Genomic DNA, 16,938 nt, shown 5'->3' on the forward strand with positions numbered 1-16,938 from the left:
CAACCCGGGGCTCCGCTTTCAGCGCCCCACGGCCCTCACGATGAGCCGCTCCGCCTCGTCGAGCGCCCCGATGAGGCCGGCACGGCCCACCGGCCCGTCCGCCGCCAACGACGCCAGGATCGCGTCGACGCCCCGCAGGCCCGCCCGCTCCAGGAGCCGCTTCTCGTTGGTGACCCATTCGCCGCGCGCGGCGAGCACCGCGTGGCCGCCTTCCATCGCGGCCGTGGCGAGGGCGCCCGCGACCTCGGTGTGCTGGGCGCGCGGGGCGTAGTTCGCGCGGGCGTAGCCGAGGGTCATGCGGGCCCGGCCGAGCCAGACGCCGGGAGCGGCGCGGCGCAGGGCCTCGGGGTAAGCGGGGCGCGGCAGTTCACCCTTCAGCACGTGGTTGACGGCGAGTTCGGCGACGACCAGGTAACTGGGGATCCCGGCGAGGTGGAACATCAGCGGCTCCCAGCGGAACCGCCCCGCCTCGGCCTCCTCCACCTCGTGCTCGATCACGTCGAGATCCCGATAGTGCACGTCGACGCGGCGTCCGTCGACGGTGAGCCACGCCCCGCCGTTGAAGACGCCGCCGCCCCACTCGCCGATCCCCGAGACCTGGCCCTCCCAGCCGATCGCGTGCAGCGCGGCGGGGTCGAAGGCGGGTCCCCGGTAGTACACGGCGGTGTCCCAGTCGCTGTCGGCGGTGTGCGTGCCCTGCGCGCGGGAGCCGCCGAGGGCGACGGCCTCGACACCGGGAAGGGCGGCGAGCCGGTCGGCGACATGGTCGAGGAAGAGGTCGTCGCTCATGGTCCGTGCCGTCGTCGCGCTCACCGGCCGTCGCCGGTGCTCAGCTGCCCGATACTGCCCGCCTGGATCACCGGGGCGCCATATATGCCACCGCTGATGGTGTTGTACGTGTCGCTCCCCCGAAGCGCCTGGGCCTCGGCCGCCGACGCCAACTCGGCCAGCAGCGACCGCAGTTCGGCAGAGGCGGCGGCCGGATCGGCGGCCAGCCTGCGGCGCAGCCGGGAACGCCACTCCGTCTGCACGTCGGCCGCGATCTCACTGTCCCCGGCGTCGCGCGCGGCGACGACCTCGGCACGCGCCTCCTCCAGCTCCCCGACGAGAACCGCCTCGTCACCCCCGCTGCCGCGCGAGAAGAACCGGGCGACGCGATCCCGGGCCTGCGTCCATCCCTCGGTGACCATCTGCTGCACGAGCGCCGTCGCCCCGGCCGCCGCCAATGCGGTCAACTCAGCGTCCACGGAACCCCCTTCTCCGACTCCGACACCTTCACGGTAACGCGCGGCACCGACAATTCACTGGCGCCCCTGCCACCGCCCCCGGCAGGCTGGCTGACCATGAACCATCAGATCCGCGCCGTGCACACCGACTCGACGATCACCGTCTACCAGGCGTACGCCCCGGAGATCGGCGGACCGGCGGCCCGCTCCGGCCGCTTCCCCGCGGCCTGGAAGCGGGACCGCATGACGTGGGTCAAACCGTCCTTTCTCTGGATGATGTACCGCTGCGGCTGGGCCATGAAGCCGGGCCAGCAGACGGTCCTGGCGGTGGAGATCACCCGCGAGGGCTTCGACTGGGCGCTGCGCAACGCCTGCCTCTCGCACTACGCCCGCGGCGGCGTCCACCCCGACCGGGCGGCCTGGAAACAGGCCCTGCGCCGCTCCCCCGCCCGAGTCCAATGGGACCCGGAACGCGACCTCCACCTGGCTCCGCTCCCTCACCGCTCCCTCCAACTGGGCCTGTCGGGCGAGGCGTCCCGCTGCTACGCGGACGAGTGGACGGTCTCGATCACGGACGTCACGGACCTGGCCCATGAAGTCCACGCCCACGTACGCGACAACGACCTCGCGGCGGCGACAGCGCTGCTCCCCGAGGAACGCGTGTACCCGGGAGGCGACGAGCTCCTGACTCACCTCGTCACGTGAGGGCCTCGTCACGTGAGGTCCCCTCACCACATGAGGACGCCTCGCCCACATGAGGGCCCCTCGCCATGTGAGGGCCTCCTTCTTACGCAGAGACCTCCTCACCGGGGGCCCTACGCTCCCCACACCCCCGTCACCGCACCCACCACGTCCACGTCCGCCTCCCCCTCCGGCCACCAGTCGTCCGCGCCCGGCTCGCTCAGGTACGGGTACCAGCGGTTGTCGTGGCCGAAGCGGAGTTGGAGGGAGCCGGGTGCGTTCGTGAGGGCGTTGCGGTGGATCGTCATGCGGGGGAGGTCCGCCGCCGCGAGGGCGCCGCGGGCGCGGTCGAAAGGGCCCGCCGGGGGGTCCCAGGGGGTTTCCAGGACCGCGAGGCCCTCCTCGCCGCCCTGGCGCCACGCGGCCGCCGCCCGGGCGAGGTCCGCGGGGGTGCGGCCCACCGAGCGGGCCAGTTCGGCGAACTGGCGGCTGAAGGTGCGGCGGCCCGTGAGGCCGGGGTGCGAGGCCGCCAGGCGGACCGCGTCGTGCCAGGGGGACGTGGCCGTGAAGGGGTCGGTGCCCGTGGTGAGGAACGCGTGGGCCCTGGCCGCCGTGTCCGTGATCAGGAACTCCAGGGACGTCGGGTCCGGGGCGCCGGGCAGGGACGGCAGCACCGGGGGCTCACCGGGGTGGGCCGGCGGCGCCATCGGGGGCGGGAGCGGTGGGCGGTACTCCGAGGTCAGCGCGTCCCTCGCCGGAGTGCCCGGCAGCGCTGGTTCGGCGGACGTGGCGGGCGCCGGCGGGGCGGCCTGCCGCTCCGCCGCCGACTTGTGCGCGTTCCGGCGGGACAGCTCGTCCAGGAGGTCCTGTTCCTCGCCTCCGCGCAGCAGGAGCAGGACGAACGGGTCGGCGTCCAGGAGGCGGGCCATCTGGTAGGCCAGCGCCGCCGCGTGTTTGCAGGGGTGGCCCCGGTCGGGGCAGGTGCAGGAGGGGGCCAACTCACGGGCACCCGGGAGCAGTTGGACGCCGGCCCGCTCGGCCGCCTCGGCCAGCGCGTGCGGCATGTCCCTGTCGAGCAGCGCCGCGATGTGCGCGGGGTCCGTGGCCACCGCGTCCAGGAAGCGGTCCCAGTGTTCGGGCAGCATCGTCCGGAGGCGGATCTCCGCGCGGTAGGGGCGGGGGCGGCTGCCATGGACGTAAGCGACGATGCGGCCCGGCGCTACGGTGATCGTATCGACCGCGCCTTCGCGTGCGTACGTGCGGCCGCGCGCCAGGCGGGCCTGGTCCAGGGCGCTCTCCTCCAGCGCGTCGATCCAGGCGTTGCCCCACCAGGACGCGGCGAAGGGCTCCTTGGCGTCGAGGTGTGCCGGCAGGGCGGGGAAGACGCGGCCGCTGCCCATGCGGCTCGTCTCGCTCATGCCGCTGGCCCAGCCGAGGCCGCCGCCCCGCGAAGGGCCCCGCCCGCCACGCGCCGGCTTAGCCCTGCCCCGCACGCCACCGGGCCCACCCTCGCTCCGCCCGCCACCGGAACCGGGACCGGGACCAAGGCTGGGGCCGGGGCCGGGGCCGGGGCTGGGGCCAAGGCTGGGGCCGGGGCCGGGGCTGGGGCCAAGGCTGGGGCCGGGGCCGGGGCTGGGGCCAAGGCTGGGGCCGGGGCCGGAACCGGGACCAAAGCCGGGGCCGGGACCGGAACCAAGGCTGGGGCCGGGACCGGGGCCGGGGCCGGGACCGGGGCCGGGGCCGGGACCGGAACCAAGGCTGGGGCCGGGACCGGGGCCGGGGCCGGGACCGGAACCAAGGCTGGGGCCGGGGCCGGGACCGGGACCGGGGCCAAAGCCGGGGCCGGGGCCAAAGCCGGGGCCGGGGCCGGGACCGGGGCCAAAGCCGGGGCCGGGGCCAAAGCCGGGGCCGGGACCAAAGCCGGAGCCGGGGCCGGGGCCAAAGCCGGGGCCGGGGCCGGGGCCGGGGCCGGGGCCGGGGCCGGGGCCGGGGCCGGGGCCGGGGCCGGGGCCGGGGCCGGGGCCGGGGCCGGGGCCGGGGCCGGGGCCGGGGCCCTCACCGGTGCCCCTACCGATACCGACGCCGTCCGCAGCTCCCGGTCCCGCTTCGCCGGCGCCCGCGCCGCCCACACCGCTCACGTCGTCCTCCTCAACGCCACCAGGTCCGCCAGCTCCGCGTCCGACAGCTCCGTGAGCGCGGATTCGCCGCCCTCGCCGAGCACCGCGTCCGCCAAGGCCTGCTTCGCCGCCAGGAGTTCGGCGATGCGGTCCTCGACCGTGCCCTCCGTGACCAGGCGGTGGACCTGGACGGGCTGGGTCTGGCCGATGCGGTACGCGCGGTCGGTGGCCTGCTCCTCGACCGCCGGGTTCCACCAGCGGTCGTAGTGGATCACGTGGCCCGCCCGGGTGAGGTTCAGGCCGGTGCCCGCCGCCTTCAGCGACAGCAGGAAGACCGGGACCTCGCCCGACTGGAAGCGGTCCACCATCTCCTCGCGGCGCGCCACCGGCGTCCCGCCGTGCAGGAGCTGTGCGGGGATGCCGCGCGCCGACAGGTGGGTCTCCAGGAGGCGGGCCATCTCCACGTACTGCGTGAAGATCAGGACGGCGCCCGCGCTCTCCGACTCGGTGAGGATCGTGTCGAGCAGTTCGTCGAGCAGCTCCAGTTTGCCCGAGCGGGCGCGGCCCGACCGCGTGGTGAGCACGCCGTCCTTCAGGTACTGCGCCGGGTGGTTGCAGATCTGCTTCAGCGCCATCAGCAGCTTCATCACCAGACCGCGGCGGGCGATGCCGTCGGAGGCCTCGATGCGCGCCAGCGTCTCGCGCACCACCGCCTCGTACAGCGAGGTCTGTTCGCGGGTGAGCGTGACCGGATGGTCGGTCTCCGTCTTCGGCGGGAGTTCCGGGGCGATGCCGGGGTCGGACTTCTTGCGGCGGAGCAGGAAGGGCCGCACCAGTCGGGACAGGCGGGCCAGTGCCTCGTCGTTCGCGCCGGTCCCGGCGGGATCGCCGCCCTCCACCAGACGCGCGTGCCGGGCGCGGAACGCCTTCAGCGGGCCGAGCAGGCCAGGGGTCGTCCAGTCGAGAAGGGCCCACAGCTCGGAGAGGTTGTTCTCCACAGGGGTGCCGGTGAGCGCGACGCGGGCCGGGGAGGGGATCGTGCGCAGCGCCTTGGCCGTCGCCGCGTGCGGGTTTTTGACGTGCTGCGCCTCGTCCGCGACGACCAGCCCCCAGGGCTGTGCGGCCAGTTCGGGCGCGCTCGTACGCATCGTGGCGTACGTCGTGAGGACGAAGCCGCCGGTCAGTCCGGCGAGGGTGCGGCCCGCGCCGTGGAAGCGGCGCACCGGTACGCCCGGCGCGAAGCGTTCGATCTCCCGCTGCCAGTTGCCGAGCAGCGACGCCGGGCAGACCACGAGCGTCGGGGCGGGGTGCGCGCGGTGGAGGTGGAGGGCGATCAGCGTGACCGTCTTGCCGAGGCCCATGTCGTCGGCGAGGCAGCCGCCGAGGCCCAGCGAAGTCATGCGGTCCAGCCAGGCGAGGCCCCGGAGCTGGTAGTCCCGCAGGGTGGCGTGGAGGCCGGGCGGCTGGGCGATCGTGCCGAGGTCGTCCGTCACGCGCGCGCGGAGCTTCGCCAGCGCGCCGACGGGCACGGCGGGCACCTGCTCGCCGTCGACCTCCGCCGTACCGGTGAGCGCGACGGACAGGGCGTCCACCGGGTCGAGCAGGCCGAGGTCGCGCTTGCGTGCCTTGCGTACGAGTTCGGGGTCGACCAGGACCCATTGGTCACGGAGGCGGACCACCGGGCGGTGCGCCTCCGCGAGCAGGTCCAGCTCGGCGTCGGTCAGCGGGTCGCCCGGCTGGTCGCCGAAGGCCAACTGCCAGCGGAACTGGAGGAGTTCCTCGGTCTTGAAGAAGTCGAAGTTGTCGGCGGCGGTGCCGGGCGCGGGGCGGACGACGGCCGTCGCGGTGAGGCCGCGCGTCAGCTCGCGCGGCCAGTGCACGGCCACCCCGGCCGCGCCGAGCCGGGCGGCCGCCGAGCCCAGCAGGTCGTACAACTCCTCCTCGCTCAGCGGCAGTACGTCGGGGCGCGGCCGCTCCAGGAGTCCGGCGAGCGGCGGCCATACGCGGGCGGCGCGGCGCAGCGCGAGCAGGGTGTCGACCCTGGCGCGCGGACCGAAGTGGTCGCTGCCCGCCCAGAGGCCGGGGACGTCGGTCACGAGCGACGGGTCGGCGAGACTGTGGACCTGCACGACAGCAGCCGCGGGGCTGGCCACGGCCGCGCGGGGCACCTCCGCCCGGCCCGCACCCTGGGACTCCGACGCAGCTCCCGGCTCACCCCCGGCGCCGGACTCCGACGCAGCTCCCGGCTCACCCCCGGCGCCGGACTCCGACGCAGCTCCCGGCCGACCCCGGGCCCCGGACTCCGACGCGGCTCCCAACTCACCCGCGGCCCTGGGCTCCGACGCCGCAGCTCCCGGCTCACCCCCGGCCCCGGCCCCCTGCTCCTCCGCCCTGTCGAACACCTCGTGCGCCCGCAGATCGAGCCGCAGGGAGACCCGCACCCCCGCGTCCATCCCGGCCGCGACCTCCGCGGCCCACTCCCGCGCGCCCGGCAGCCGCTGCGGCTCGCGCGCCGCGAAGGGGGCGCCGGCTGCGTGGGCGGCGGCCGGGGTGCGCGGCAGCGTGTCCACCACGGCGTCCACGAAGGCTCTGACCAAGGCGAACGGCTCGGGCAGCAGCAGTGGCCCGCCGCCCGGCAGCGGTACGGCATGCCCCTCGACGGGCAGGGCTGCGGCGATGGCCCGCAGCTGGACGACATCCGCCTCGTCCAGCGGTCCGGCCCGCCACGCGTCCAGGTCCCCGGCGGTGAGGCCGGGCAGCAGCCTGCCCCGCGCGGCCAGGTGCAGCGCGTGCCGGGCGGCGGCGGCCCAGCAGGCCGCGGTGGGATGCGGGCGCGCGGCGCGCAACAGGAGCGGCACGGCCTCGGCCACCGGCAGGAACAGCGCGGGCACCGTACGGGAACGGGCACCCTTGCCGTGCCTACGAGCCACGACGAGCTCGCCGAGCGCCTCAGGGCACCCGGGGTCGCCAGGGCCGAGCCCACGCCCCCCGAATCCCCCAGGCAGCTCGCCACCCTCCGGCCGCCACAGAGCCACCCGCCCCCGCCTCGGCACCTCCGCCGGAAGGAAGAGAGCCGCGCAGGAACGTACGAGGACGTGGGCGTCGCCCACCGCCGCCGCCTCTGCCGTCATCGCCGCACCACCTCGCTCAGCCCCTGCTCACGCCACCCGTCCCCCACACTCGCCACCCTAGGCGAGGCCACTGACAACCCCGCCTGGACAGCCCACCGACAACCGGCCAGAACACTGGAAGGAAAGTTTCCTAACAATAATCCTCCAACTCATTGACGCGCGCATGTCGCATCGCCAGGATTCCCCGAGACGGCCCGGCACCCCCACGCCAACCGAGGAGACGGACATGCCGCCCACCCCCCGCGCCATGAACTCCCGTACGCCTGCAACCGGTTCACGCACGCCCGGTTCACACACACCCCGTCCACGCACACCCCGCTGGAGCATCCCGATCGCCGCGGCCGCCTCGCTCGCGGCGATCGGCGGCGTACTGCTCTGGTCCCCGGCCGAGGAGGCCGACGCCTCCCCCACCGCCGAGACCCGGGCGGGCTTCACCGCCGTCGCCGCCGGTGACATCGCCGAGCAGTGCACCGCGAGCAGCAGCAGCTGCAAGCACCCCAAGACGGCGGCCCTGGTCAAGCAGATCAACCCGTCCTTCGTGATGACCATGGGCGACAACCAGTACGACGACGCGCGGCTGAAGGACTACAAGAACTACTACGACAAGACGTGGGGCGCCTTCAAGAACAAGACCCGCCCCATCCCCGGCAACCACGAGACCTACGACCCGGCCGGTCCCCTCAAGGGCTACAAGTCCTACTTCGGGTCCATCGCCTACCCCGACGGCAAGAGCTACTACAGCTACGACCAGGGCAACTGGCACTTCATCGCCCTCGACTCCAACAGCTTCGACGACGACGAGCAGATCGACTGGCTCAAGGCCGACCTCGCCGCCAACGACAAGAAGTGCGTCGCCGCGTACTGGCACCACCCGCTCTTCTCCTCCGGAGGCCACGGCAACGACCCCGTGGGCCGCCCGGTGTGGAAGCTGCTCCAGGAGAACAAGGCCGAGCTGGTGCTCAACGGCCACGACCACCACTACGAGCGGTTCGCCCCGCAGAACGCGGACGGCAAGGCCGACCCGAACGGCATCGTCGAACTCCTCGGCGGCATGGGCGGCGCCAACCCGTACGACATCGAGGAGGTGCAGCCCAACAGCCAGAAACGGATCACCGGCACCTTCGGCGTGATCAAGCTGAACTTCACCGACACCGGGTTCTCCTGGAACCTCGTCGCGACGGACGGCTCGACGAAGGACACCAGCCCGTCGTACTCCTGTCGCTGAGACGAGCGCGCGCCATGTATCTGGCCACCACCGACGCGGTCGCCAAGGTCTCGGAGAAGCCCAACGCCTCCGAGGCCCGGCGCGGCCGCGTCGCCGGGCCCGTCCTCGCGCTCGGCGCGGTCAGCCTGGTCACCGACATCTCGTCCGAGATGATCACCGCGGTCCTGCCGCTCTACTTCGTCCTCCAACTTGGCCTCTCCCCCCTTCAGTTCGGCTTCCTCGACGGCCTCTACAACGGCGTGACCGCACTGGTGCGCCTGGTCGGCGGGTACGCCGCCGACCGCGGCGGGCGGCACAAACTCGTCGCCGGAAGCGGTTACGCCCTCTCCGCGCTCTCCCGCCTCGGGCTGCTGCTCGCGGGCGGCGCCACCGCCGGGATCGGCGCGGCGCTCGCCGCCGACCGCGTCGGCAAGGGGGTGCGGACCGCGCCCCGCGACGCGCTCATCTCGTTGAGCGGCCCACCCGACACGCTCGGCCGCGCCTTCGGCGTGCACCGCGCGATGGACACCACGGGCGCGCTGCTCGGGCCGCTCGCCGCGTTCGCGCTGCTGTGGGCGACCGCGGACGCGTACGACGCCGTGTTCGTCGTCAGCTTCTGCTTCGGGCTGCTCGGCGTGCTGATGCTGGTCGCGTTCGTGCCCGGCCACCGGGAGCAGGTGACGCCGAAGCCGCCGGACCCCCCGGCCACTCCGCCCGTCAAGGCGCTCGACCTGCTCCGCGTCCCCGCCTTCCGCCGCGTCCTGTACGCCGCCTCGCTGCTCGGCGCGGCCACCATCGGCGACGCGTTCCTCTACCTCCTCCTCCAGCGGCGGCTCGACTTCGCCGTGTCGTGGTTCCCGCTGCTCCCGCTGGGCGCCGCCGCGGTCTATCTGCTGCTCGCCGTCCCGGCCGGGCGGCTCGCCGACCGCGTCGGGCGCCGCGTGCCCTTCCTCGCCGGGCATCTGGCGCTCCTCGGCGGTTACGTCCTCCTGCTCGCGCCCACCGACGGCCGGCCGCTGCTCATCGGCGTCCTGCTCCTGCTGGGCGTCTTCTACGCCGCCACCGACGGCGTCCTGATGGCCCTGGCCGCACCGTTCGTGCCGAGCGAGCGGCGGGCCGGCGGCATGGCCGTGCTCCAGACAGGACAGGCCCTCGCCCGCCTTGTCGCCGCCGCGGGGTTCGGCGCCGCCTGGACGCTGTGGGGCGTCGGTCCGGCGCTGACCTGCGCGGTCGTCGCCCTGGCGGTGGCACTCACGGGGGCGGCCGTGCTGCTCCCCCGTACCGAAAAGCCCCGTGTCGAAGAGTCCCATACCGAATAGCCCCGTCCCGAAGGACCCCGTACCGAAAGGCCCTGTCCCGAAAGGCCCTGTCCCGAAAAACCCCGTCCCGAAAGGCCCTCATGAAGGCCCCCACGACCGAGCCGGCTCCCAGCACGCCGCGCTCGCTGCGCTCCCGGATCGTCGCGATCGCCGTGGCGGCCGCCGTCCTCGCGGGCGTCGCGGTCGCGTACACCCTGCACGCGGCGCAGCGCGCCCGGTCCGCCGACACCACCTCAGCCTTCGGACTGGACCGGGGGCAGCTGTACTTCCGCAGCACCGAGGCGGGCGCGGGCCGTGTCGCCCGCCTCCCCGCGGCGTCCGGCAGGGCCCTCCCGAAGGCGGCGCAGACCACCGGCGGTCCGTCCTGCGAGCGGTTCCACGCCGCCGGGCGCACCGGTCTGTGCCTCCAGCGCCGCGCCGGGATCCCACCCACGTCGTACGCCGTCGTCCTCGACGACAAGCTCCGCGAGAAGCGCCGCATCGCGCTGACCGGCATCCCCAACCGGGCCCGTGTCTCCGCGTCGGGCCGGATGCTGTCCTGGACGATGTTCGCCACCGGCGACTCCTACGCGGGCTCCTCCTTCTCCACCCGCACCTCGATCCTGGACACCCGCACCGGCTACCTCATCAAGAACATGGAGGAGATCCCCCTCACCCTCGACGGCCGCCGCCACCACGCCCCCGACGTCAACTACTGGGGCGTGACCTTCACCGAGGACGACAACGTCTTCTACGCGACCGTCTCGACGAAGGGCAAGACGTACCTCGTGCGCGGCGACATGAAGAAGTGGGCGGCGACCGCCCTGCGCGAGAACGTCGAATGCCCCTCCCTTTCCCCCGACAACACCCGCCTCGCCTTCAAGAAGCGCGTACGTGAGGGAACCCGGGACCCGTGGCGGCTGTATGTCCTCGACCTGCGCACGATGCGGGAGCGCCCGCTCGCCGAGCGGCGCAACGTCGACGACCAGGCCGCCTGGCTGGACGACGACACCCTCGCGTACGCCCTGCCGGGCCGGGACGGCCGCAAGCAGGACATCTGGGCGACACCCTCCGACGGCTCCGGAAAGCCCGCCTTGCGCGTACGGGGCGGCAGTTCACCGGTGGCGGTGCGCTGAGCGGACACCCTGGTGGCGTACGAGGTGCGGCACCCGATCACGTACGGGGTACGGCACCCGGTCGCGTACGAAATTCGCGTGCGTACGCGACCGGGGCCCCGCATGATCCCTTCATGACCGCCGTCCCGGAACGCACCGTCGTCCCCACCCTCTTCCCGCCCCCCCGGCTACGCCCACGCCGCCGTCGTCGAGGCGGGCACCCGCCTCGCCTTCATGGCGGGTTCCGTCCCGCTGGACCCCGGGGGCAAGCTCGTCGGGGAAGGCGACATCGGCCGCCAGACCGAGCAGGTCATCGCCAACCTCGACACGGCCCTGCGGGCGGTCGGCAGCGACCTGTCGCAGGTGGTGGCCAGCACGGTGTACGTCGTCGGCGACACGCCCGCGGTGCTCGACGAGGCCTGGGAGGTGGTGAGCGCCTCCCGGCTGCGCGCGGGCCCGCACACCTCGACCCTGCTCGGCACCACCTGCCTCGGCTACCCGGGCCAGCTCGTGGAGATCACCGCCACCGCGGTCGTCCCCGACGTCGGTCCGCGCTCCTAGCGTGGCCGCGTATCAGCCGCGCGCCCGCTCGGCGAGTCCCAGCGCGTAAGCGGGCCACCACTGCCCGGCCCGTGGGCCGCCCCGGCAGGTCCCGTCGGACTCGCCGGGCCGTTTGATCCACAGATAGGCGTCGAGTGCGGCGTCCCCGGTCTCGGTGGTGGGCGGGGTGCCGAGGGCCCGGCCGGGCGGATTGCACCAGGACTCGTCACCCGTGTACGGGCCGTTGCCGTTACGGCTGCTGTCGACGACGAAGTGCTTGTCGCCGCCGAGCGCGTCGGCGAGGCGGTGCCCGTAGTCCGAACTCTCGGCATCGGTGTGGAAATTGGAGACGTTCAGCGCGAATCCGTCCGCCTCGTCGATCCCGGAGCTGCGCAGCGGGGCGACCAGGCGGCCCTCGTCGGGGATCCACCCGGCGTTGCCCGCGTCCAGGTACACCGTGGTGTTCGGCTGGAGCTTGAGGCGCTCGACGGCGTGGGCGAGCAGGGCGTACCGCTCGTCGGCGTCGGCGCCCCCGCAGCCCGCCACCATGTGCGCGACGGCGTCCGGCTCCAGGATCACATAGGCGCCCGTGGCGCCGAGGCCCGTGGCGAAGTCGTCGATCCACTCGCGGTAGTGGGCGGCGTCGCGGGCGCCCCCGGACGAGTATCCGTCGCAGTCGCGGTACGGGATGAAGTAGGCGACGAGGAGCGCGGTGCGGTCCGCCCGCGCCGCCGCCTCCACCTTGGCCCGTACGACCGCGCCCGGCTCGTCGTCGTTGAACCACACGGCCTGGGGGCGCTCCGCGATGCGGTCGATGAGCAGGGCGTCTTTGATGCGCCCCTGCTCCCACCACGCGGCGGCCTGCCGGGCGGCGGCACTGTCCGGGTCGGTCCAGAAGACCGGGGCGTCCCCGGGCTCGGCTCGGGCCGTCTGTGCGCCGCCGGAGGCCGCCGCGCCGAGAAGGCCGAGAAGGAGGACGGCGGCGAGGGCCCCTCGGAGGAGCGGGAAGCGGGGACGGCGGGGGCTGGTCGGCTGGGACACCGGACGGCTCCAGGTGGTCGGCGCCGGTCCTGCCCGACGCGTTCCCCGGAGTCTGCGGTCGCGGCGCCCCGTCGTGGACCTGTTCTCCACCGAGGTCCTCGGAAAACCACCCTTACGGCGGCGTGTCCCGGCCCCCGCGCCTCCAGATCGGAGCCGGCCCGCTCCTGTCGCGGCGGCACTCGGGACGGACCGCCTTGCACTCGGGGATCGGACCGCCTTGTACCGGGGGATCAGACCGCCTTGGCGGTACGCATCCGCCCGTACGCGTAGACGCAGCCCGCGAGCGCGAGGTCCGACAGCAGCATGAAGCCGATCGAGTACGAGTCCTTGGCGCTGTAGATGGCGCCCATGACCAGCGGCGGCAGGAACCCGCCGAGGCCGCCCACCGCGCCGACGATGCCGGTGACAGAGCCGACCTGCGGCTGCGGGGTGACCTGGGAGACGAGCGCGAAGACGCTGCCGCTCGCGGTGCCGAGCCCGGCGGCCATGACGAGGAAGCAGATCGTGCCGATCGGGTACAGCGCCGGGTCGAAGGCCTGGACGACGGCGAAGAGCGCGACCACCGCGAGGGCGGCGGCGGTGACCGTGGCGGGATGGATCCGGTCGGAGAGCCAGCCGCCGATGGGCCGGAAGACGACGGTGACGAGCGCGAAGCCGGCCGCCTTGGTCCCGGCGTCGGTGGGCGACAGGTCGTACCAGGTCTTCAGGTACGTGGGCAGATACACCCCGAAGGCGACGATCCCGCCGAAGCCGATCGCGTACAGCGCCGACAGTTCCCAGGTGACCGGCAGCCGGCCCGCGCGCCCGAGCCGGGTGGTGAGCGGGTCGGCGGGCACGGGCCGGTCGGGGCGGTCGGTGATGAGCAGCGCGGCGAGCGCCGCGAAGGCGGCGAGCGCGATCGCCACAACGATGAACGGCAGGTTGTGGCCGTGCTCGGCGATACGGGGCGTGAAGTAGCCGGAGAGCGCCACTCCGCCCATGCCCATGCCGAAGACGCCGAGCGCGAAGCCCCTGCGGGCGGGCGGGAACCAGGAGTTGACGAGCGGGATGCCGATGGCGAACGTCGTCCCGCCGAGCCCGAGCAGGAAGCCGACCCCGAGCATCGCGAGGTAGCTGTTCCTGGCCGGGATGATCAGCAGCACCGGCACGATGGTCAGCGCCGAGACCAGGGGGAACATCAGGCGGGCGCCGTAGCGGTCGGTGAGCGCGCCGACCGGTACGCGGCCCAGCGAGCCGACGATCACCGGCACGGCGACCAGGAGCGACTGTTCGAAGGAGCTCAGCCCGAGCCGGTCCTTGAAGTCGCTGCCGAGCGGCGCCACCAGGTCCCAGGCCCAGAAGGTGAGCGTGAAGCCGACGGTCGCGACGGCCAGGTTGCGGTAGGCGGCGGCGGAGGGCTTGGCTGCTCGGGTCTGGTCCACATCCTCACGCTAGGAATCGCCGTCCGGCGCGGCTCGCTCTGGTGGGCCATCCGGGTGCAGCCCCGCCTCGACGGCGGCCGTGCGCAGGACGTTCCGCAGCATCGCGGGCGTGAGCCGCCCGGTGAACGTGTTGCGCTGGCTGACGTGGAAGCAGCCGAAGAGGTCGAGCCCTTCCCCCGCGGGGCCGCCCGGCAGCACCACGTGCGCCCCGTGGCCGAACGCCGGCCGGGGCTTCGGCACCTGCCAGCCCGCCGCCGTGAAGGCCGGCAGCGCGGCCTGCCAGCCGAAGCCGCCGAGCACGACCACGGCTTTGAGCGTCGGGGCCAGCAGCTTCAACTCGCGTACCAGCCAGGACCGGCAGGTGTCGCGCTCGCCCGTGGTCGGCTTGTTCTCGGGCGGGGCGCAGTGCACGGGCGAGGTGATGCGGGTGCCGTACAGGGTCAGGCCGTCGTCGGCGCTCACGGCGGTGGGCCGCGAGGCCAGGCCGACGTCGTACAGCGCGGGGTAGAGGAACTCCCCCGAGCGGTCACCGGTGAACATCCGCCCGGTGCGGTTGGCGCCGTGCGCGGCGGGCGCGAGGCCGATGATCAGGAGCGAGGCGTCGTGCGGTCCGAAGCCGGGCACCGGGCGCCCCCAGTACGTCCAGTCGGCGAAGGCGGCGCGCTTGGTACGTGCGACCTCCTCGCGCCAGTCGACGAGGCGGGGGCAGGCGCGGCAGCCGGTGATCCGTTCATCCAGTTCACCCAGTCCGCCCGGTTCGCCCAGTTCACCTAGTTCATCCGTTTCGCTCAGGCCGTCCATGCCTCCACCGTACGTAAGTACGTCTGCGCACGGCGTGCGCCCGGTCGCGGGCCGTGCTCCCGGCCGCCGGGGCGGCCGGAGAAGGGAGACCGCGCCGTCAGCCCACAGGCACCGCCCGCACCCAAGTCCCGTCACCCGTGAGGTACTTGTCGACCTTCAGGCCAGCCTCGGCGAGTGCCTCCTCGAACTGCTCCTTGGTGAGCGGCCGCGCGAGGAAGGTATGCGTCCATACGACGCCCGGGGCATCCGGAGTGTCCAGGGAATCCAGGGAATCCGGGTCATCCGGGTCATCCGGGCCATCCGGGTCATCCGGGTCATCCGGGTCATCCGGGAAGGCGTACTCCGCGCGGACGCGGTTCACGCCGTCGCCGACAGGCTCCGCCGAGACGATCCGGATGGTGCAGCCGCCCGGGTCGACGCGCTCCCTCGGCAGGTCGGTGTGGTAATCCGGTCCCTCCCGCTGGATCAGCACGCAGCCGTCGTCCCTGACATGACTCCGGCAGACCCGCAGCATCCCGCGCCGCACGGCCACGTCACCGGTGTGCACGAGGAACGACGCGAGCATCACCACGGGGAACTTCTCGTCGAGGTCGAGCGCCTCGATCGGGCTGCGCACCGTGCGCACCCCGCCGTCGAGCGCGGCGACTCTCTCCAGCATCTCGGCGGACTCGTCCACGGCCGTCACGCGGAAGCCGCGCTCCAGGAGCGGCCGGGTCACGCGGCCCGCACCGCAGCCCAGTTCGAGGAGGTGCGCGCCGGGCGGCACCGCCCCGGCGACGACCTCGGGCTCGTCCCCGGCGGACAGCCGCGCGTACAGGTCCACCGCGCAGCCGTCCGGGGTGATCGCGCCGGGCCCCGTCCCCTCGTACCCCTCACGCATCCACACATTCATGCCCCGCCAACGAAGCGGGCCGCGGGCCAGTTCCCCGCCATCCCCACGACTCGCCATCTACAGCGAGAACCAGCGAGAACCAGCCACACCCTCCAGACCAGCGGCCGCCCCGCCCGCTTATCCTGGAAGGAGGAGATGACCTCGCATGCGCACAGGCAGTGAACCGCTGACGGCGCGCAGTCCCCTGCGGATGCGTTTCTGGTTCAGCGTATGGGGCCTCGGCTGGGCCGCCTTCGGCGCGGCCGCCTTCGCGCTGGCCGGGCGGACCGGGTGGGCGGTGGCATGCGGGGTGCTGCTGCTGGTGGTCGTGGCCGACCTGGTGTGGGTGGTGCGCCGCATGCGACAGGGCCCGCACTACCAGCCGGGCCGCGACATCCCTCCGTACGACCCGCCGGACATCCCCTGAGCCCCGTCAGCCCTGCTCGTCGAAGCGGGCCACCGCCAGGTACTCCGGCTGCGGGTCCAGCGCCGCCGCGAGGCGGAAGTGGCGGCGCGCCTGCTCCGGGCGGGCGCCGCGCTCATAGGTGCGGGCGAGCGCGAAGTGCGCGAACGCGTTGTCCGGCTCCCGCTCCAAGACGATGCTGAACTCCAGCTCGGCCGCGCGCAGTTGCGCCGCGGCGAAGAAGGCGCGGGCACGCAGCAGCCGGGCCGCGGTGTTCTCGGGATGGGCCGCGATGACCGCGTCGAGCAGCTTCACCGCGCCCCGCGGGTCCCGCGCGGCGAGGAGCTGCTCCGCCGCTCGGAAGTCGATGACATGAGTCTCCGGGGTGCTTTCGGGCACGCTGATCTCCTTCTCTCCCCTGGATCAACGCCCGCCACAGCCGCCCCTATTCCGTGCCGGCCGCCCGCGGGGCGGACTGATCCTGTGTACGCGCCCTGCGCACCAGGTCCGCCCATACCTCGCCGACCCGCTTCTGGAGCCCCTCCAGAGGGCCGTCGTTGTCGATCACGATGTCGGCGATCTCCAGGCGCTTCTCGCGAGTGGCCTGCGCCGCCATCCGCGCGCGGGCGTCCTCCTCGCTCATGCCGCGCAGCCGCACCAGGCGGTCCAGCTGGGTCTCGGGGCTCGCGTCGACGACGACCACGACGTCGTACAGCGGGGCGAGGCCGTTCTCGGTGAGCAGCGGCACGTCGTGGACGACCACCGCGTCGCCGGCGGCGGAGCGTTCGAGCTCGGCGGAGCGGGCGCCGACCAGCGGGTGCACGATCGCGTTGAGGGCGGCGAGCTTGGCGGCGTCGGCGAAGACGATCGCGCCGAGCCGCGGGCGGTCCAGCGAGCCGTCCGGGGCCAGGATCTCCCGGCCGAAGGCCTCGACGACGGCCGCGAGGCCGGGAGTCCCCGGCTCCACCACCTCGCGGGCGATCTTGTCGGCGTCGATCAGCACAGCACCGGACGCGACAAGCAGCCGCGAGACTTCACTCTTGCCGGCGCCGATCCCGCCGGTCAGGCCCACTGTCAGCATGACCGGCA

At 73.8% G+C, this 16,938-nt stretch carries 16 protein-coding genes; 6 read left to right on the top strand and 10 right to left on the bottom strand.

Annotated elements, in window-relative coordinates; genetic code table 11:
• Positions 1 to 18 precede the first annotated feature (18 nt).
• Both ACOBQB_RS18905 and ACOBQB_RS18910 read right to left on the bottom strand, forming a co-directional pair.
• Entirely contained in the window at positions 19 to 789 is a 771-nt protein-coding gene (locus ACOBQB_RS18905) for a nucleotidyltransferase domain-containing protein (RefSeq protein WP_423593202.1), read from the bottom strand.
• Between the two features lie 20 nt (positions 790 to 809).
• On the bottom strand, positions 810 to 1,247 hold the full coding sequence (locus ACOBQB_RS18910) for a hypothetical protein (RefSeq protein WP_423593204.1): 438 nt from the start codon (positions 1,245 to 1,247) through the stop codon (positions 810 to 812).
• Between the two features lie 96 nt (positions 1,248 to 1,343).
• Between ACOBQB_RS18910 and ACOBQB_RS18915 the strand changes: the two genes are divergently transcribed.
• Positions 1,344 to 1,931, top strand: a complete 588-nt coding sequence (locus ACOBQB_RS18915) for a DUF4291 domain-containing protein (RefSeq protein WP_423593205.1) — start codon at positions 1,344 to 1,346, stop codon at positions 1,929 to 1,931.
• A gap of 110 nt (positions 1,932 to 2,041) precedes the next feature.
• Here ACOBQB_RS18915 and ACOBQB_RS18920 read toward each other — a convergent pair whose 3' ends face one another.
• Both ACOBQB_RS18920 and ACOBQB_RS18925 read right to left on the bottom strand, forming a co-directional pair.
• On the bottom strand, positions 2,042 to 3,325 hold the full coding sequence (locus ACOBQB_RS18920) for an SWIM zinc finger family protein (RefSeq protein ID WP_423593207.1): 1,284 nt from the start codon (positions 3,323 to 3,325) through the stop codon (positions 2,042 to 2,044).
• Positions 3,326 to 4,041: 716 nt separating this feature from the next.
• Complete coding sequence (locus tag ACOBQB_RS18925; protein ID WP_423593209.1) at positions 4,042 to 7,155, bottom strand: SNF2-related protein; 3,114 nt, start codon at positions 7,153 to 7,155, stop codon at positions 4,042 to 4,044.
• A 226-nt stretch (positions 7,156 to 7,381) separates the two neighbouring features.
• On the opposite strand from ACOBQB_RS18925, the gene ACOBQB_RS18930 reads away from it, so the two are divergent.
• From ACOBQB_RS18930 to ACOBQB_RS18945, 4 genes are all read left to right on the top strand, one after another.
• Positions 7,382 to 8,380, top strand: coding sequence for a metallophosphoesterase family protein (locus ACOBQB_RS18930; protein ID WP_423593211.1), 999 nt, complete (start codon positions 7,382 to 7,384; stop codon positions 8,378 to 8,380).
• 14 nt (positions 8,381 to 8,394) lie between these two features.
• Complete coding sequence (locus ACOBQB_RS18935; protein ID WP_423593213.1) at positions 8,395 to 9,678, top strand: MFS transporter; 1,284 nt, start codon at positions 8,395 to 8,397, stop codon at positions 9,676 to 9,678.
• Between the two features lie 80 nt (positions 9,679 to 9,758).
• The gene (locus tag ACOBQB_RS18940; RefSeq protein ID WP_423593215.1) at positions 9,759 to 10,793 is read left to right on the top strand and encodes a hypothetical protein; all 1,035 of its coding nucleotides are present in this window, start codon (positions 9,759 to 9,761) and stop codon (positions 10,791 to 10,793) included.
• Positions 10,794 to 11,006: 213 nt separating this feature from the next.
• Positions 11,007 to 11,333 (top strand): RidA family protein, encoded by a 327-nt coding sequence (locus ACOBQB_RS18945; protein ID WP_423593216.1) that lies wholly within the window; start codon positions 11,007 to 11,009, stop codon positions 11,331 to 11,333.
• Positions 11,334 to 11,345: 12 nt separating this feature from the next.
• Here the strand turns inward: ACOBQB_RS18945 and ACOBQB_RS18950 are convergent, their stop codons facing one another.
• From ACOBQB_RS18950 to ACOBQB_RS18965, 4 genes are all read right to left on the bottom strand, one after another.
• Entirely contained in the window at positions 11,346 to 12,353 is a 1,008-nt protein-coding gene (locus tag ACOBQB_RS18950; RefSeq protein ID WP_423593217.1) for a glycoside hydrolase family 6 protein, read from the bottom strand.
• 230 nt (positions 12,354 to 12,583) lie between these two features.
• Positions 12,584 to 13,774 carry an MFS transporter gene (locus ACOBQB_RS18955; RefSeq protein WP_423593218.1) on the bottom strand — a complete coding sequence of 397 codons (1,191 nt, stop codon included), beginning with the start codon at positions 13,772 to 13,774 and terminating at the stop codon, positions 12,584 to 12,586.
• A 9-nt stretch (positions 13,775 to 13,783) separates the two neighbouring features.
• Positions 13,784 to 14,575: a uracil-DNA glycosylase gene (locus ACOBQB_RS18960; RefSeq protein WP_423593220.1), complete on the bottom strand. Its 792-nt coding sequence runs from the start codon at positions 14,573 to 14,575 to the stop codon at positions 13,784 to 13,786.
• Positions 14,576 to 14,672: 97 nt separating this feature from the next.
• Positions 14,673 to 15,455, bottom strand: coding sequence for a class I SAM-dependent methyltransferase (locus ACOBQB_RS18965; protein WP_423593222.1), 783 nt, complete (start codon positions 15,453 to 15,455; stop codon positions 14,673 to 14,675).
• A gap of 157 nt (positions 15,456 to 15,612) precedes the next feature.
• On the opposite strand from ACOBQB_RS18965, the gene ACOBQB_RS18970 reads away from it, so the two are divergent.
• Complete coding sequence (locus ACOBQB_RS18970) at positions 15,613 to 15,873, top strand: DUF6343 family protein (RefSeq protein WP_423593224.1); 261 nt, start codon at positions 15,613 to 15,615, stop codon at positions 15,871 to 15,873.
• 6 nt (positions 15,874 to 15,879) lie between these two features.
• Here the strand turns inward: ACOBQB_RS18970 and ACOBQB_RS18975 are convergent, their stop codons facing one another.
• Both ACOBQB_RS18975 and coaE read right to left on the bottom strand, forming a co-directional pair.
• On the bottom strand, positions 15,880 to 16,248 hold the full coding sequence (locus ACOBQB_RS18975) for a tetratricopeptide repeat protein (protein WP_423593225.1): 369 nt from the start codon (positions 16,246 to 16,248) through the stop codon (positions 15,880 to 15,882).
• Between the two features lie 46 nt (positions 16,249 to 16,294).
• Positions 16,295 to 16,930: a dephospho-CoA kinase gene (gene coaE / locus ACOBQB_RS18980; RefSeq protein WP_423593227.1), complete on the bottom strand. Its 636-nt coding sequence runs from the start codon at positions 16,928 to 16,930 to the stop codon at positions 16,295 to 16,297.
• Positions 16,931 to 16,938 lie beyond the last annotated feature (8 nt).

This window comes from Streptomyces sp. G5(2025) (assembly GCF_049542075.1).
In the GTDB taxonomy this organism is placed as follows: domain Bacteria; phylum Actinomycetota; class Actinomycetes; order Streptomycetales; family Streptomycetaceae; genus Streptomyces.

Coding starts and splice junctions, on each gene's coding strand:
- ACOBQB_RS18905 (WP_423593202.1), bottom strand. CDS start 789: ATGAGCGACGACCTCTTCCTCGACCATGTCGCCGACCGGCTCGCCGCC.
- ACOBQB_RS18915 (WP_423593205.1), top strand. CDS start 1,344: ATGAACCATCAGATCCGCGCCGTGCACACCGACTCGACGATCACCGTC.
- ACOBQB_RS18920 (WP_423593207.1), bottom strand. CDS start 3,325: ATGAGCGAGACGAGCCGCATGGGCAGCGGCCGCGTCTTCCCCGCCCTG.
- ACOBQB_RS18925 (WP_423593209.1), bottom strand. CDS start 7,155: ATGACGGCAGAGGCGGCGGCGGTGGGCGACGCCCACGTCCTCGTACGT.
- ACOBQB_RS18930 (WP_423593211.1), top strand. CDS start 7,382: ATGCCGCCCACCCCCCGCGCCATGAACTCCCGTACGCCTGCAACCGGT.
- ACOBQB_RS18935 (WP_423593213.1), top strand. CDS start 8,395: ATGTATCTGGCCACCACCGACGCGGTCGCCAAGGTCTCGGAGAAGCCC.
- ACOBQB_RS18940 (WP_423593215.1), top strand. CDS start 9,759: ATGAAGGCCCCCACGACCGAGCCGGCTCCCAGCACGCCGCGCTCGCTG.
- ACOBQB_RS18945 (WP_423593216.1), top strand. CDS start 11,007: ATGGCGGGTTCCGTCCCGCTGGACCCCGGGGGCAAGCTCGTCGGGGAA.
- ACOBQB_RS18960 (WP_423593220.1), bottom strand. CDS start 14,575: ATGGACGGCCTGAGCGAAACGGATGAACTAGGTGAACTGGGCGAACCG.
- ACOBQB_RS18965 (WP_423593222.1), bottom strand. CDS start 15,455: ATGCGTGAGGGGTACGAGGGGACGGGGCCCGGCGCGATCACCCCGGAC.
- ACOBQB_RS18970 (WP_423593224.1), top strand. CDS start 15,613: ATGCGCACAGGCAGTGAACCGCTGACGGCGCGCAGTCCCCTGCGGATG.
- coaE (WP_423593227.1), bottom strand. CDS start 16,930: ATGCTGACAGTGGGCCTGACCGGCGGGATCGGCGCCGGCAAGAGTGAA.